This is a genomic window from Nocardioides sp. NPDC127514 (genome assembly GCF_040302125.1).
Classification (GTDB): Bacteria; Actinomycetota; Actinomycetes; order Propionibacteriales; family Nocardioidaceae; genus Nocardioides.
In genome coordinates this window covers 1-13989 of sequence record NZ_JBEORF010000016.1, presented here as the reverse complement: position 1 = coordinate 13989, position 13989 = coordinate 1, and the positions used below count along the sequence as shown (strand labels likewise).

Genomic DNA, 13989 nt, shown 5'->3' with positions numbered 1-13989 from the left:
ATTCCCACGTCCGGGGGCGGTCGAATTCGGGTGCGGACCTGTGTGCACAATAGGCCGCGACGTGGACGACATCGCTGTCGTCCCAGGCGGGTCGCCTTCTCGGGCTACGGCGTTCTTGAGGTTCGTTCGGGTCCCCGAGAAGACGTTTTGCCGCAACGAGCCCCCCACCTCAGAGAGGAACTCCACCTCCGATGGAGTACACCGAGCTGTCCGCGTACGACGTACCCCCGGGCGAGGTGACCGCGTGGATCCCCGCTGCGGAGCCGGGTGCCTGGGTCGACGACGAACGCCGGCTGTCCCACAACCACGAGCTGCACCTCGACACCGCCGAGGCGGGCTCCTGGATCGGCTCGATCATGCGGTTGCCCGGGCAGCTCGACACCGCGGCGCTCGGCCTCGCGCTCCGTGCCTGGATCGGGCGTCACGAGGCGCTGCGCGGGACCGTCGAGGAGACGCCGGCCGGCCGGCGCCGTCGTGCGGTCGCCGCTGCTGACGTCTCGGTGAGCACCACCGTTCTCGGCCGGTTCGACGGCGAGGACGCCCGCGGCCGCATCTCGGACTTCCTCGCCGATCACATCGACCCCTCGGCCTGGCCCTACGTCGTCTTCGCGACGGTCGCCGACGCCGACGGCTTCACCCTGGTCTTCGGCGCCGACCACGGCGTCATGGACGCCTACTCCCAGCTGCTCTGGTTCGAGGAGATCGCCTCGCTCTACGAGCGGGCTCTGGCCGGCGAGCCGTTCGCGGAGCTGTCCGCGGCGACCACCGGCAGCCACGTCGACCACGCCGCCGCCGAGCGGGTCACCGGCGAGACGATGTCGCTGGAGAGCGAGTCGGTGCAGGTCTGGCGCGACTGGCTGACCGGACCCGACGGGGGACTTCGGTTCGCCGACTTCCCGGTCACGGGCATCACCGACGTACCCGCGTCGGCGTCGCCGCTGCCGCAGGCGAGCCTGTCGCAGTGGCTCGGCGACCCCCGCCAGGCCCGGGCCCTGGGCGAGCTGTGCAAGGGCGCCGGTGTCTCCTTCCAGGCCGGGATGATGGGCGCGATGGCGTACGTCCTGCGGGCCCAGCACGGCGTGGAGCGGATGCGTTTCGTGGCGCCGATGCACACCCGCTACACCGCCGAGCACGCCGCCGCGGTCGGCTGGTACGTCGGTCTCGTCCCGATCACCCTCGACATCACCGGCGCGACCACGCTGCCCGAGGTCGCCGGCCGCGTCCAGGCCGCGCTCGCCGCGGCGAAGCCGCTGGTCCCGCAGCCGTTCGCGCGGGTCGCCGACCTGCTCGGCGTCGACGACGCCCCGCACTTCGTCGTCACCTTCGTCGACACCCGCTTCATCGCCGGCGCCGAGCGCTGGAACGACTGGGACGCCCGTACGCTGCGTGCCCCCGTCCGCGCCGACGACGAGGTCTACCTGTGGCTCGTGCGTGACCGGGACGGTCTCAACGTCTCGACCCGCTACCCGGAGACGGTCGCCGCCGAACGGGTCGTGCGCGACCTGATCGGCGGGATGAGCGGGCTCCTGGAGGAGATCGCGCGCCCTGAGGCCACCGAGCTGGAGGGCACCGCATGAGGATCGGGGCGCTCGCGGAGCTGGCACCGGCGCCGGGCCGAGTGGTCGTGCTGCGGCCGACGGCCGGGTGCCGGGCCGCGGCCGACGCGGCGCCCGTCTCTCCCGGAGCGCCCTCGTTCCTGCAGGCCGATCATCTCAACGCCTACCGGGCCAAGATCGCCGCCGGCGGGATGCATCGGGCCTGGACCGGGACCGCCGGGGAGTTCGACGTGGCCTTCGACGAGCCGGCCTACATCGGGGCGCTGACCTCGTTCGTCGCTCGTCACGAGGGGCTGCGCACCTGGTTCGACCTCTCCGGCGCCACGCCGGTGCGCCACCTCGTACCGGCTGACGCGATCGCCTTCGAGGCCGTCGAGGTCGAGGCGCCCGCCGACTGGTCCGGTGGCTGGCCGAAGCTTCTGGTCAGCCTGTGGGACGAGCAGTGCCGCCCCGACTCCTGGGCGCCGTTCCTGCTCGGCGCGATCGTGCGCGAGGAGGGCTTCACCTACTTCTGGGGCTGCGACCACGCCTTCACCGACGGCGCCTCGCAGCTGATGGTCCCCGCCGAGCTCGGCGCGGCCTACACCGCGGCCGTCGGAGTTCCGTCGCCGGACGTGCCGGAGGCCGACAGCTTCGTGAGGTACGCAGCCGCCGAGCAGCAGCTCGCCGCCGAGTGCGACGCGGAGACGCCAGCGGTGCGCGAGTGGGTCGACATCGTCTCGCGTCACGGCGGGCGGCTGCCGCGGTTCCCGGTCGACCTCGGGCTGGCCCCGGGCGAGACCGCGCCCGTCCGGATCCGGTCCTGGACCGCGCTCGAGGGCGAGGCTGTGGCCGAGCTGGAGGAGCTCTGCCGTGCTGCCGGCGGACGGTTCACCAGCGGCGTCTTCGCGCTCCTGGCCCATGCCGAGCAGCGTCTGACCGGCAGCTCGGACTATCTGGGGATCACCGTGCTCGGCACCCGGTCGCAGCAGACCGCGACGTCGCACGGCTGGTTCTGCAACTTCGCCCCCGTCTCGATGCCGCTGGGGGAGACCTTCCCCGAGACCGTGCTCGCGGCGGAGAAGGCCTTCGGCACCGCCCGCGAGCTGGCCCGCACCCCGGTCCACGTTGCGCTGGGTGCGATGGTCGCCGGCGGGGTGCTCGCGCCGACCGAGCTGGCCAGCCCGCAGATGGTCTCCTACCTCGACGTACGCAAGTTCCCCGGCGCCGGGACCACCCCGTTCGACACCGGGCTGCACTTCACCGGCGAGGGCCGCACCGCCAACGCGAGCCTGTGGGTCAACCGCTTCGCCGACCGCTTCGAAGTGGTCACGCAGAGTCCGGACACCGTGCAGGGCGGGCGGGCCGTGGCGACCTACTTCGAGGCGCTCCACGACGTGCTCGCCGATCTCGGCCTCCCGGTACGCCCGGTCGATGCTGACCAGATCATCGGGACCGGACATGCTGGTCACGACCGCTGATCTGTGGGAGCCCCGGCCGGGCACGCTGCTCCGCTGGGACCTCTCCGCTCCCGCCCACGGCGCGCCCGCCGAGCTCTCGCTCAACCAGCGCAACCACCTCGCCGGCGCGCTGGCCGGAGGACCGACCGTCTGGCTGGCGGCAGCCTTCGACGTCGACGGCCCCATCGAGCCGGTCGCGCTCTCGCGCACCTGGCGGGCCTTCATCGCCCGCCACGGCAGCCTGCAGCTCGAGGTCGTCGCCGGGTCCGAGGGGCTCCGGGCCCGCCGGCACCACCCCGGCACACTCACGTGGTCGGTGACCTCCGTCGGCCACACCAGCACGGTCGAGGAGACCCGCGCCGCGCTGCACGCCGCCCTCGACGAGCGGTGCGGGCCGCTCGCCTATCCCGCCTTCCTGCCGGCCGCGATCTCCCGCCCCGACCGCTCCACGATCGTCCTCGGCATGGACCACCTGCACTGCGACGCCCACTCGGTCGCGGTCGCGGTCGAGGAGCTCGCCCACCTCTACGCCACCTTCACCGAGGGCGGCGACGAGCCGTCGCTGCCGCCGGTGAGGTCGTTCCTCGAAGCCGTCGCGGAGGGAGCCGACGGCCCCGCCTGGGTCGACGCCGACGACCCGCTGCTGCGTGGCTGGCGTGAGTTCCTCGGCGGCCGCGGACACCGGCTGCCGACCTTCCCGCTGCCGCTCGGACTCGAGCCGGGTGAGCGGGCCGCCCAGGCCACCGCCGTTGCCCCGCTGGCCGACGCCGTCCTGATGGACCGCATCGGCGCCCGCGCCCGCAACAGCGGTGCCTCGACGTATGCCGCCGTGCTCGCGGCCCTCGCCACCACGATCTCCGACCTCGGCGGCGGTGACCGGCTGGAGACGATGGCGCCGGTCTCCACCCGCTCCGCGGACGCCCTGACCCGCTCGATCGGCTGGTACACCACCACCGTCCCGCTCACGGTCCCCGCCTCGCTCACCGACGTGGGCCTGGCCGAGGCCGGCGACGCGGTCCGGCATGGCGTACGCCTCGGGTCGGTGCCGCTCGACCAGGTCCTCGGCTCGCTCACCGAGCCGCTGGTACAGACCCGCAACGACGTCTTCGTCGTCTCCTGGGTCGACTACCGGCACGTCCCCGGCGGCTCGTCCCACCTCGACCGCGACGCGCAGCACATCTCCGCCTCGACCCTGGCCGACGACGTACAGATCTGGTTCTCCCGCACCCACACCGGCCTCGCCGTCCGCGTCCGCTACCCCGACACCGCAGTGGCCGCAGCGTCCGTCGAGGCTCTTCTGGACCGCCTGCGCCACACCCTCGCCGAGCTCTCCCGTCAGCCCGACGACCTCGCCGTCCTCCGCGCTGAGCCCTGAGTTCCGCCAGGATCAGCGCGCGTAGAGCTGCCGGATGACGTCCTCGATGTCGGGCTCGTGGATGGAGAGGTCGGCGACGTCGTACGCGGCGGCGACCTGTGCGACGAGCGGCGCGGCGGAGGCGCCGGCGGGGAAGGTGAGCCACTGGCGGGGGCCTTCGACCTTCACGACCCGAGCGCCGTCGATGGCGATGGCGGAGGCCTCGTCGACGAGATCGACGACGAGGGTGCGGGAGGCGTCGCCGTTGGCTCGCAGGGAGGGCAGGGGGCCGTCGAAGACGGCGGTTCCGTGGTCGATGACGATGACCCGGTCGCACAGCGCCTCGATGTCCTGCAGGTCGTGCGTGGTGAGCATCAGGGTCGTCCCACGCTCGTGATTGAGGGCGCGCAGGAACTCCCGCAGGCGGCCCTTGGAGATGACGTCGAGACCGATGGTCGGCTCGTCGAGATAGAGGATCTCCGGATCGTGGAGCAGCGCCGCGGCGATGTCGCCGCGCATCCGCTGACCGAGGCTCAGCTGTCGCACCGGGGTGTCCATCAGGTCGCCGAGGTCGAGCAGCGCGACGTGGTCCTCGAGGTTGCGGCGGAAGGTCTTGTCGGGGATCCGGTAGATCCGCCGCAGCAGCTCGAACGAGTCGCGCAGCGGCAGGTCCCACCACAGCGACGTACGCTGCCCGAAGACCACCCCGATCCGCCGGGCCAGCTCCCGGCGCTGGCGAGACGGCTCCAGGCCCGCCACCCGCGCCGACCCGCCGGAGGGCACCAGGATCCCGGTGAGCATCTTGATCGTGGTCGACTTCCCGGCACCGTTGGGTCCGATGTAGCCGACCATCTCACCGGCGTCGATCTCGAAGGACAGGCCGTGCACGGCTTGCTTCACCACCGACGTACGTCTCATCAGACCCGCCTTCTTGCGGATCGTGAACTCGCGGGAGAGGTCCCGCACCTCGATCAGTGGCACATCAGCTCCCGGTCGATCGGTATCGGCGAAGCCCCTGGCGCCACACGAGCGTGGTGACGCCGACCAGCACCAGCGCGGCCAGGGGCGAGGCGAAGCGGTACCAGTCCGGGGATCCGAACGGGTCGGTGCGGCCGAGCAGGAACAGGCACGGGTACCAGTTCACGAAGGCCAGCGGCAGCAGGTAGGTCAGCGACCGGACGACCTCGCGCGGGAAGATCGTCATCGGATACTGCATGATCGTGTTGCCGCCGTAGGTGAAGGCGTTGGCGAACTCGGAGGCGTCCGTGGTCCAGAACTGGATCGTCGAGAAGGTCACGAAGACGCAGAAGTAGATGACCACACCCGAGACGAGCGCCACCACCAGCACCAGCAGGCGCTGCGGGTTCCAGTCCACGATCGGTGCTGCCCAGGCGAAGACCGCGATGCCCTGGGCGATCTGGCCGAGCCGGCGCAGCTCGAACCGGTCGGCGCACAGCTGCACCAGCACCGGGACCGGCTTGGTCATCATCGCGTCGAGATCGCCGCTGCGTACATATCGCCCGATCCTCTCCACGCTCCCGACCAGCATGTCGGCGACCCGGAACGCGATCGAGGTGACGCCGTAGAGCAGGGCGATCTCGTGCAGCGTGAAGCCGCCGTAGGTGTCGATGTGGCTGAACATCAGCCAGATCGCGACGAAGTCGAGGAAGGTGATCAGCACGCCGCCGACCGTCATCGTCCAGAACGAGACCGGGTAGGCCATCGCCGCCCGGATCCACAGCAGCGCGATGAGCCAGTAGGAACGGATCGCCTCCGTCGCGGGTGATCGAGCCTGTCGAGATTCAACCACCCTGGACCACCACCTTGCGGGTCGCGGCACGCAGCACGAGCGCGCAGACGCCCAGGAGGACGACCGCCCACAGCACCTGCAGCCCGATCGCGGCGAGCATGTCGAGCCCGGTGTGGCGGCCCAGCCAGATGTCGGCCGGGGTCTGGATGTAGGAGGCGAACGGCAGCGCCAGCGCGATCTGGCGCAGGCCGTCGGGGAAGAGGTTGAGCGGCAGGGTCAACCCGCTGAAGAAGGTGGCCAGCACGCTCAGCAGCACCCGCGGACCGGTCGCGTCCAGGAGCCAGAACGCGCTGGCGGCGAAGAGGAACCGAACGGCGAAGCTGACCACCACCGCGAGGACGACGCTGACCAGGAACCCGACCGCGCCGGCGGGGGAGGGCATGACCAGCCCGAAGAGCAGCGCACCGACGATGGTCGGCGCCACGCCCCGGGTCGCGAAGTGGTAGAGCCCGCGGCCGAGGTCGGCGGCGAGATACCAGCCGAGGACGCTGACGGGACGGTAGAGGTCGACGGCGATGTCGCCGTTGCGGATCCGCTCGGCGAGGTCGTCGGTCGAGCCGCCGCTCCAGAGCGCGATCGTCATCAGCAGCGCCTGCCCGATCCAGACGAAGGTGACCGCCTGGTCGGCCTCATAGCCGCCGGCGGACGGGTTCTGCTCCCACAGGGCCAGGTAGGCGAAGCTGAGGATGATCCCGAAGACCGAGTTGGTGAAGATCCCGGCGAGCGTGGCCGCGGTGTAGGTGGAGTAGCGGCGGAACGAGCTGGTCGCGATCGCGGCGTACAGACTCAACTGTGGATGCAGCGCCCCGGACACCTGACGTACGTTGGCACAGGAGGGCCTGCGTACGCCACGGGGTTTCCTGGAATAACGTTGATGCAGCAACTGTTTGCCGAGTAGTTCGGATTTCAACTATCGTGGAAGAGTCCACGAAAGGGGCAGGGAACCATGGGTATGCAGTTCGGCATCTTCACCGTCGGTGACGTCACGATGGACCCGACGACCGGTAGGACCCCGACGGAGAACGAGCGCATCAAGGCCACCGTCGAGATCGCCAAGCACGCCGAGGAGGTGGGCCTGGACGTCTTCGCGACCGGTGAGCACCACAACCCGCCGTTCATCGCATCCAACCCGACCGCCACGCTTGCCTACATCGGCGCCAAGACCGAGAACATCATCCTGAGCACCGCGACCACGCTGATCACCACCACCGACCCGGTGCTGATCGCGGAGGACTACGCCAAGATCCAGCACCTCACCGACGGCCGCGTGGACCTGATGATGGGCCGCGGCAACACCGGCCCGGTCTACCCCTGGTTCGGCAAGGACATCCGCCAGGGCATCAACCTGGCCATCGAGAACTACGCCCTGCTGCGCCGGCTGTGGTCGGAGGACGTAGTGGACTGGTCGGGAAGGTTCCGTACGCCGCTGCAGGGCTACACCTCGACGCCGCGGCCGCTGGACGGCGTCGCGCCGTTCGTCTGGCACGGTTCGATCCGCTCGCCCGAGATCGCCGAGCAGGCTGCGTACTATGGCGACGGCTTCTTCCACAACCACATCTTCTGGCCGGCCTCGCACACCAAGCAGATGGTGCAGCTCTACCGGCAGCGCTTCGAGCACTACGGCCACGGCACCGCCGACCAGGCCATCGTCGGGCTGGGCGGGCAGTTCTTCATGCGGCCCAACTCGCAGGACGCGATCAACGAGTTCCGGCCCTACTTCGACAACGCCCCGGTCTACGGCCACGGTCCCTCGCTGGAGGACTTCAGCGAGGCCACCCCGCTGACCGTCGGCTCGCCGCAGCAGGTCATCGAGCGCACGCTCTCGTTCCGTGAGTACGTCGGTGACTACCAGCGCCAGCTCTTCCTGCTCGACCACGCCGGGCTGCCGCTGAAGACGGTGCTGGAGCAGCTCGACCTCTACGGCGAGATCCTGCCGACCCTGCGCGCGGAGTTCGCGAAGCTGCGCAAGCCCGGCGTCCCGGACGCCCCGACCCACGCCTCCCTGGTGGAGAAGGCCGGCGGCGCGAAGGACTCGACCGTCTACGCCGAGGGCGACTCCGCCACCGGCTCCTCCGACCGCGACTTGAGCGACCCCGAGGTCGCCAAGGTGCTCGAGGGGGAGCTGTGACCCGGATCGTCGTCGTCTCCGCGGGGCTGTCGGTCCCGTCCTCGACCAAGCTGCTCGCCGACATGCTCGGCGAGGCCACGACCCGGGCCGTCCAGGCCCGGGGCGCGGAGGTCGAGGTCGATCACGTCGAGCTGCGCGGCCTGGCCCACGAGCTGACCGACAACCTGCTCACCGGGTTCGCCAAGCCGGCGCTCCAGTCGGCCATCGACCAGGTACGGCGTGCCGACGCCGTCATCGCGGTGACACCGGTCTTCTCAGCGTCCTACTCCGGCCTGTTCAAGACGTTCTTCGACGTACTCGAGCAGGGCGTCCTCGACGCCAAGCCGGTGCTCATCGCGGCCACGGCCGGCACCGCGCGGCACTCGCTGGTGCTCGAGCACGCGCTCCGACCGCTCTTTGCCTATCTGCACGCGGTGGTCGTCCCGACCGGGGTCTTCGCCGCCACCGAGGACTTCGCCGGTGGCCCGGAGCTCCCCAAGCGGGTCGATCGTGCCGCCGCCGAGCTGGCTGCCCTGCTGGCCGTGGGCGGCACGCCCACTCCGGCGCCGCACCGGACGCTGGTCGAGGACGAGTTCGCCAACCCGACGTCCTTCGAGACGCTGCTCAAGCGGGCCTCCGAAGGGCCGCCGGAGTTCTGACCGGGCGGGGTTCCCTTCGGCTGCCGATGTGAACACGGGCGCGAGATACCGAGGGTTTGCGGGGAAGTGCGACAGAATGCGTCTCGACCGCTACCCCCAGCACCGAGCGGAGCCGTTGTGTCCAGCTATGAGCCGAGCGTCGTCGTTGCCGACGAGTCGCCTCTTCTTCGTGCTGGACTCACCGCCCTGCTCGCGCGTGGTGGCTACCAGGTGGTTGCCGATGCCGGTGACGCCGAGGCGCTCGTCCAGGCCGCGACCGACACCCTGCCGACGCTGGTCGTGACCGACGCCCGGCTGGGCCCGGACGACGAGGGCATCAGCGCCACCCTCCGGCTGCACGAGAAGGTGCCGGAGATGGGCGTCGTCGTGCTCGCCGACTCGGTCGACACGGCCTTCGCGGCCGCCGTCTTCGCCAGCACCGGCACCGGCGGCCTCGGCTACCTGCGCAAGTCTCGCGTACGCACCGTCCCGCACTTCCTCGACGTCGTCGGCAGGGTGGCGTCGGGTGAGGTCGTCGTCGACCCGGAGGTCATCTCCCAGATGGTCGAGGCGTCGCCGGACGCCGATCCCGATGCGATCGCGAGGCTGACGATGCGCCAGAGCGAGGTGCTGGGCCTGATCCACGCCGGGTACCCCGACCGCGCGATCATCAGCAGGCTCTTCAGCGGCAGGCGGCAGTTCGAACGGTGTCTGAGCGAGATGTTCCTCGCGTTCGGGCTGTCCCGCGACGTCGAGCACCGGCGTACGCCGACGCTGCTGACCCACCTGGCATCAGGCTGACGTGGGAGTCCTGAGATCACCCGGTGACCTCAGGACTCCCACGTCGGAGCCTCAGTGCTGGTAGGTGCCCACCACGACGGCGCGGGCCAGTGCCTTGAAGGCCAGGTTGAAGGAGACGACGGCCGGGGTGACCTGGTCGTCCACGCCCAGCGTCTCCTCGCCGACCGCGTGGACGACGAAGTAGTAGCGGTGGACCTGGTCGCCGGCAGGGGGAGCGGCGCCGCCGAAGTCCTTGGTGCCGAAGTCGGTCGCGACGTGGAACGCCTTGCCCGGGAGCTCGGCGGTGCCGGCGCCGGCACCGGCGGGAAGCTCGGTCACGTCGGCGGGGACGTCGACCAGGACCCAGTGCCAGAAGCCGCTGGGGGTCGGCGCGTCGGGGTCGAAGCAGGTGATGACGTACGACTTCGTCCCCTCCGGCGCGCCGCTCCAGCTGAGCTGCGGCGAGGTGTTGCCACCGTCGTAGACCTGGTCCTGCTTCAGCGGCTGGCCGTCGGTCACGTCCTCGCTGTTCAGCGTGAAGGAGGGGAGAGCGGGCATGAGGGAGTAGGGATCCGGCTTCACCGGACGATCGAGTGCCATGTCCACCAACGTAGTCCGCGAATCGACCCGTTGTCAGGCCGCACCCCGGTGTTGGGCGAGGATGTACCCATGAGTTCTGAGCATGCCGTTCCCTATCCCGCCGGCCTCATCCTTGAGGGGCGGAGGGTGGTCGTCGTGGGTGGTGGCCGGGTGGCGCAGCGGCGCGTGCCGGCGCTGATCGCCGCGGGGGCGCGGGTCGAGGTCGTCTCGCCGTCGCTGACCCCTGCCCTGGAGGGGCTGCTCGGCTCGGGCGAGATCACCTGGCACCAGGCCCGCTTCTCGGCCGACGTGCTCGACGGCGCCTGGTACGTCATCGCCGCGACCCAGAACGCCGACGTCAACGAGGAGATCTCGGCCGCCGCCGAGGAGCGACGGATCTTCTGCGTACGCTCCGACGACGGCACGCAGGCCACCGCCTGGACCCCGGCGACCGGACAGGACGGCGACCTGACCATCGCCGTGCTGGCCAACCGCGACCCGCGGCGCTCGGCGGGCGTGCGTGACCGGATCCTCGACGGGCTGCGCTCCGGTGATCTGATCGCTCCGCACGAGCGTCAGCGCGTGCCCGGTGTGACCCTGATCGGTGGCGGCCCGGGTGACCCCGGGCTGATCTCGGTGGCCGGCCGCAAGGCCCTGATGGAGGCCGACATCGTCGTCGCCGACCGGCTGGCGCCACGAGAGCTGCTCTCCGAGCTGCCCGCCGACGTCGAGCTCGTCGACGTCGCCAAGCTCCCTCGCGGCCGCTCGGCCCAGCAGGAGGAGATCAACCGGATCATCGTCGAGGCTGCCCTGGAGGGGAAGGCGGTCGCGCGCTTCAAGGGCGGCGACAACTTCATCTTCGGCCGTGGCTTCGAGGAGGTGCTCGCCTGCCGTGAGGCCGGCGTCCCGGTCCACGTCATCCCCGGCCTGACCTCGCCGGTGACGGTGCCCGGCGTCGCCGGGATCCCCGTGACCCACCGCGGCGTTGCGCACGAGTTCACCGTCATCTCCGGCCACGTCCCCCCGGGCGACCCCACCTCGCTGACCAACTGGTCCGCCGTCGCCGGTCTGGGCGGCACCCTGGTCCTCCTGATGGCCGTCCAGAACGCCCCCGCGATCGCGACCGCCCTTCTCGACGGCGGCCGCGAGCCCGGCACCCCCGTCGCGGTCATCTGCGACGGCACGATGCCCACAGAGCGTACGGTCTTGGCGACCCTCGAGACCCTTGAGAAGACCCTCGCCGACGAGAACGTCCAGCCCCCGGCGATCATCGTCGTCGGCGAGGTCGTCCGCGTCGCCCACCCGGACTTCTTCTGAGGGCTGGTCGGGTCGGCGCGCCGTCGACTCGTTGCCATGAGTGATCTCTTACGGTCGTCTCATGGGTCTTGTGCTGTGTCAGTGCGGTGAAACGGCGTGCGATGATCGCACTTGTGCGATCATCGCGTGGATGCGATCATGAGCATGGAGGTTGAGCTTCACGACGAGGTCGTGAAGTGGCTGGACGCTCTGAGCGATGACGAGTGGGGTCGAGTCGTGGTGATCGTGGATCGGTTGGCCGATCTGGGGTTCCGCGCTCGGATGCCGCTCTCGCGGAGCCTTGGGGAGGGTCTGTTCGAGCTCCGTTTCACCCTGGGGTCGACCGCGCGGAGGATCACCTACAGATTCACGAACGATGCTCGGATCATCCTTCTGACGACGTTCCACAAACAACGAGACAACGAGCGCGGCGAGGTGGCCAGGGCCCGCAAGGCGGCGGCCGAGTGTGCCCGGCGCTATCCCTAGGAGAGCAACATGGCGAACTACTCCCGCTGGTCTGACGTGCGGGCGGAGCGACCTGTCCCGTCCGACGAGACGAGGACAAGTGTCGAGCAGGACCTTGCCCTCGGCCAGCTGATCTACGACCTGCGTACGGCGGCAGGACTGAGTCAACGCGAGCTGGCCTCGCGGATGGGTACGACGCAGTCGGTCATCTCCCGCCTCGAGGAAGGTGGAGGGGCGCGCAACCGGATCGACACCCTGGCGCGGGTCGCGACCGCGTTGGGGAGACATCTGGTCCTTTCGTTCCCTGAAGAAGTGCCGGGGGACATGAAGGACTCGGTGCAGGTCGCCTGAGCATGGCTGAACTCATCGAGATCTCCGACCCCACTGACCCACGGCTCGCCGACTACCGCGACCTTCGCGACGTCGAGCTGCGGAAGTCGCTTGAGTCGTCGGAGGGGCTGTTCCTGGCCGAGGGCGAGAAGGTCGTACGCCGGGCCGTGGCCGGTGGCTTCGAGCCGCGCTCGTTCCTGATGGCGCCGAAGTGGCTCGACGGGCTCGCCGACACGCTCGCCACGACCGATGCGCCGTGCTACGTGATGAGCGAGAAGGCCGCCGAGGAGGTGACCGGCTTCCACGTGCACCGCGGCGCGCTGGCGTCGCTGAAGAGGCGGCCGCTGCCGCCGGTCGACTCGGTGCTCGAGGGTGCCCGCTCGGTCCTGGTGCTCGAGGACATCGTCGACCACACCAACGTAGGCGCGATCTTCCGGTCGGGCGCCGCGCTCGGGTTCGACGCGGTGCTGCTGGCGCCACGCTGCGCCGACCCGCTCTACCGCCGCTCGATCAAGGTCGCGATGGGCGCGGTCTTCGCGCTGCCGTGGACCCGCCTGCCGGACTGGTACGAAGCGCTCCCGTCCCTCTCCGCCGCCGGCTTCACCACCGTCGCCCTGACCCTTGCCGACGACGCCGTCGACATCGAGAAGGCCGTCGAGGGCGTCGACAAGGTCGCCCTCGTCCTCGGCTCGGAGGGTCACGGCATCTCCCCGCGCTGGCAGCAGGCCGCCGACCGCCGCGCCATCATCCCGATGTCCGCCGGCATCGACTCCCTCAACGTAGCCGCCGCCACCGCCGTCGCCTGCTACGTCACCGCCCGCCGCTAGCGCCGAGGTGTCAGCCGCGTCGGCCGAGCCGTCACGTCCGTCGGCCGAACTGGCAAGGCGGCGCGAACTCGGCCCGCGAGGCTGACTTCTCGGCTGGTAGGCCTGACCAATTGGTGGAGTCGTCGAGGAGACGACTACCGCGGATTGTCGCGGCCACAAACCAGGTCCGAGAAGTCAACCACGTGGTCCTCCGCGGGGTCATCTGGTACGTAGCAGATCTCGAGCCGGTCGCCGATGTAGGTGTTCTCGTATACGCCGAGTGTGTCTTCGTAGACGCGGCCGTTCACTTCATAGATGTATGTGATGAGTTGCTTGCTGGCACCGGTCTTCACCGCCTTGGTCACGACAGCTTCGGTATGTCCGGTGTAATTCGTCAGGTCGCGGTTGTTGGGGATCACGACGAGCCACACGAATGCCACGACCAGGCCAAATAGCACGAATGGGACCGGCGCTAGGAGGAGCATCGTGAGACAGCCGACCTGGGGTGCCTGTCGGTTCTCGGTCTCGCCCACGAGGTACCTCCTGACGATTGCCGCGCAGTCGTGAGCGCGGCGGCGGCCTAGGCGCCGACGACCCGAATTTCGACGCGTCCTCAGGCTACGGGCGCTCGCCCGATCGAGCCGGTAGCGAAACCTGCGAGCAGCGTTTTCTCAGACCCAACGGCACCGTCCGCCACTGGCTGGCCGAGGCGTCACGTACGTCGGCCGAGTCGGCATGGCGGCTCTCGCCGAGAAGGGCGTATCGCCCACCGTGGTCGACGACCAGATCGGCCGGCTCACCTTCACCGACACCCTCGCCGCGGCCACCG

At 70.1% G+C, this 13989-nt stretch carries 15 protein-coding genes; 10 read left to right on the top strand and 5 right to left on the bottom strand.

What is annotated here, in order from left to right; all coding sequences use genetic code 11:
* Positions 1-191: 191 nt before the first annotated feature.
* Genes ABTX24_RS14065 through ABTX24_RS14055 form a run of 3 tightly spaced genes read left to right on the top strand, consistent with a single transcriptional unit; the run spans position 192 to position 4370 of the window.
* Positions 192-1577 carry a condensation domain-containing protein gene (locus ABTX24_RS14065; protein ID WP_350840401.1) on the top strand — a complete coding sequence of 462 codons (1386 nt, stop codon included), beginning with the start codon at positions 192-194 and terminating at the stop codon, positions 1575-1577.
* Complete coding sequence (locus ABTX24_RS14060; RefSeq protein ID WP_350840399.1) at positions 1574-3016, top strand: condensation domain-containing protein; 1443 nt, start codon at positions 1574-1576, stop codon at positions 3014-3016. The genes ABTX24_RS14065 and ABTX24_RS14060 overlap by 4 nt, the downstream gene beginning before the upstream one ends.
* The gene (locus ABTX24_RS14055) at positions 2997-4370 is read left to right on the top strand and encodes a condensation domain-containing protein (RefSeq protein ID WP_350840398.1); all 1374 of its coding nucleotides are present in this window, start codon (positions 2997-2999) and stop codon (positions 4368-4370) included. The genes ABTX24_RS14060 and ABTX24_RS14055 overlap by 20 nt, the downstream gene beginning before the upstream one ends.
* Before the next feature lie 12 nt (positions 4371-4382).
* On the opposite strand, the gene ABTX24_RS14050 is transcribed toward ABTX24_RS14055, so the two are convergent.
* The 3 genes from ABTX24_RS14050 to ABTX24_RS14040 are packed head-to-tail and all read right to left on the bottom strand — an operon-like array spanning position 4383 to position 6949.
* Positions 4383-5330, bottom strand: coding sequence for an ABC transporter ATP-binding protein (locus tag ABTX24_RS14050; RefSeq protein ID WP_350840396.1), 948 nt, complete (start codon positions 5328-5330; stop codon positions 4383-4385).
* 1 nt (position 5331) lies between these two features.
* On the bottom strand, positions 5332-6159 hold the full coding sequence (locus ABTX24_RS14045; protein WP_350840394.1) for an ABC transporter permease: 828 nt from the start codon (positions 6157-6159) through the stop codon (positions 5332-5334).
* Positions 6152-6949, bottom strand: a complete 798-nt coding sequence (locus tag ABTX24_RS14040; protein ID WP_350840392.1) for an ABC transporter permease — start codon at positions 6947-6949, stop codon at positions 6152-6154. The genes ABTX24_RS14045 and ABTX24_RS14040 overlap by 8 nt, the downstream gene beginning before the upstream one ends.
* A gap of 162 nt (positions 6950-7111) precedes the next feature.
* On the opposite strand from ABTX24_RS14040, the gene ABTX24_RS14035 reads away from it, so the two are divergent.
* The 3 genes from ABTX24_RS14035 (at position 7112) to ABTX24_RS14025 (ending at position 9705) form a co-directional block, all read left to right on the top strand.
* Complete coding sequence (locus ABTX24_RS14035) at positions 7112-8287, top strand: LLM class flavin-dependent oxidoreductase (RefSeq protein WP_160028804.1); 1176 nt, start codon at positions 7112-7114, stop codon at positions 8285-8287.
* On the top strand, positions 8284-8925 hold the full coding sequence (locus ABTX24_RS14030; protein ID WP_350840390.1) for an FMN reductase: 642 nt from the start codon (positions 8284-8286) through the stop codon (positions 8923-8925). The genes ABTX24_RS14035 and ABTX24_RS14030 overlap by 4 nt, the downstream gene beginning before the upstream one ends.
* Positions 8926-9042: 117 nt before the next feature.
* Positions 9043-9705 (top strand): response regulator, encoded by a 663-nt coding sequence (locus ABTX24_RS14025; protein WP_160022723.1) that lies wholly within the window; start codon positions 9043-9045, stop codon positions 9703-9705.
* Between the two features lie 51 nt (positions 9706-9756).
* On the opposite strand, the gene ABTX24_RS14020 is transcribed toward ABTX24_RS14025, so the two are convergent.
* Positions 9757-10284 carry a YbhB/YbcL family Raf kinase inhibitor-like protein gene (locus ABTX24_RS14020; RefSeq protein ID WP_350840388.1) on the bottom strand — a complete coding sequence of 176 codons (528 nt, stop codon included), beginning with the start codon at positions 10282-10284 and terminating at the stop codon, positions 9757-9759.
* Between the two features lie 69 nt (positions 10285-10353).
* Between ABTX24_RS14020 and cobA the strand changes: the two genes are divergently transcribed.
* The 4 genes from cobA (at position 10354) to ABTX24_RS14000 (ending at position 13181) form a co-directional block, all read left to right on the top strand.
* The gene (cobA, locus tag ABTX24_RS14015) at positions 10354-11580 is read left to right on the top strand and encodes a uroporphyrinogen-III C-methyltransferase (protein ID WP_160022727.1); all 1227 of its coding nucleotides are present in this window, start codon (positions 10354-10356) and stop codon (positions 11578-11580) included.
* A 138-nt stretch (positions 11581-11718) separates the two neighbouring features.
* Positions 11719-12045 (top strand): type II toxin-antitoxin system RelE/ParE family toxin, encoded by a 327-nt coding sequence (locus ABTX24_RS14010; protein WP_160022729.1) that lies wholly within the window; start codon positions 11719-11721, stop codon positions 12043-12045.
* A gap of 9 nt (positions 12046-12054) precedes the next feature.
* Positions 12055-12375: a helix-turn-helix domain-containing protein gene (locus tag ABTX24_RS14005; protein WP_160022731.1), complete on the top strand. Its 321-nt coding sequence runs from the start codon at positions 12055-12057 to the stop codon at positions 12373-12375.
* Positions 12376-12377: 2 nt separating this feature from the next.
* Positions 12378-13181 carry a TrmH family RNA methyltransferase gene (locus ABTX24_RS14000; RefSeq protein ID WP_350840385.1) on the top strand — a complete coding sequence of 268 codons (804 nt, stop codon included), beginning with the start codon at positions 12378-12380 and terminating at the stop codon, positions 13179-13181.
* Between the two features lie 134 nt (positions 13182-13315).
* Here ABTX24_RS14000 and ABTX24_RS13995 read toward each other — a convergent pair whose 3' ends face one another.
* Positions 13316-13693, bottom strand: coding sequence for a hypothetical protein (locus ABTX24_RS13995; protein ID WP_350840383.1), 378 nt, complete (start codon positions 13691-13693; stop codon positions 13316-13318).
* Positions 13694-13989 lie beyond the last annotated feature (296 nt).

Bases quoted from the DNA above. Each gene is read 5' to 3' on its own strand.
- ABTX24_RS14035 (WP_160028804.1), top strand. From the start codon at position 7,112: ATGCAGTTCGGCATCTTCACCGTCGGTGACGTCACGATGGACCCGACG.
- ABTX24_RS14055 (WP_350840398.1), top strand. From the start codon at position 2,997: ATGCTGGTCACGACCGCTGATCTGTGGGAGCCCCGGCCGGGCACGCTG.
- ABTX24_RS14065 (WP_350840401.1), top strand. From the start codon at position 192: ATGGAGTACACCGAGCTGTCCGCGTACGACGTACCCCCGGGCGAGGTG.
- ABTX24_RS14060 (WP_350840399.1), top strand. From the start codon at position 1,574: ATGAGGATCGGGGCGCTCGCGGAGCTGGCACCGGCGCCGGGCCGAGTG.
- ABTX24_RS14000 (WP_350840385.1), top strand. From the start codon at position 12,378: ATGGCTGAACTCATCGAGATCTCCGACCCCACTGACCCACGGCTCGCC.
- cobA (WP_160022727.1), top strand. From the start codon at position 10,354: ATGAGTTCTGAGCATGCCGTTCCCTATCCCGCCGGCCTCATCCTTGAG.
- ABTX24_RS14010 (WP_160022729.1), top strand. From the start codon at position 11,719: ATGAGCATGGAGGTTGAGCTTCACGACGAGGTCGTGAAGTGGCTGGAC.
- ABTX24_RS14005 (WP_160022731.1), top strand. From the start codon at position 12,055: ATGGCGAACTACTCCCGCTGGTCTGACGTGCGGGCGGAGCGACCTGTC.
- ABTX24_RS14020 (WP_350840388.1), bottom strand. From the start codon at position 10,284: ATGGCACTCGATCGTCCGGTGAAGCCGGATCCCTACTCCCTCATGCCC.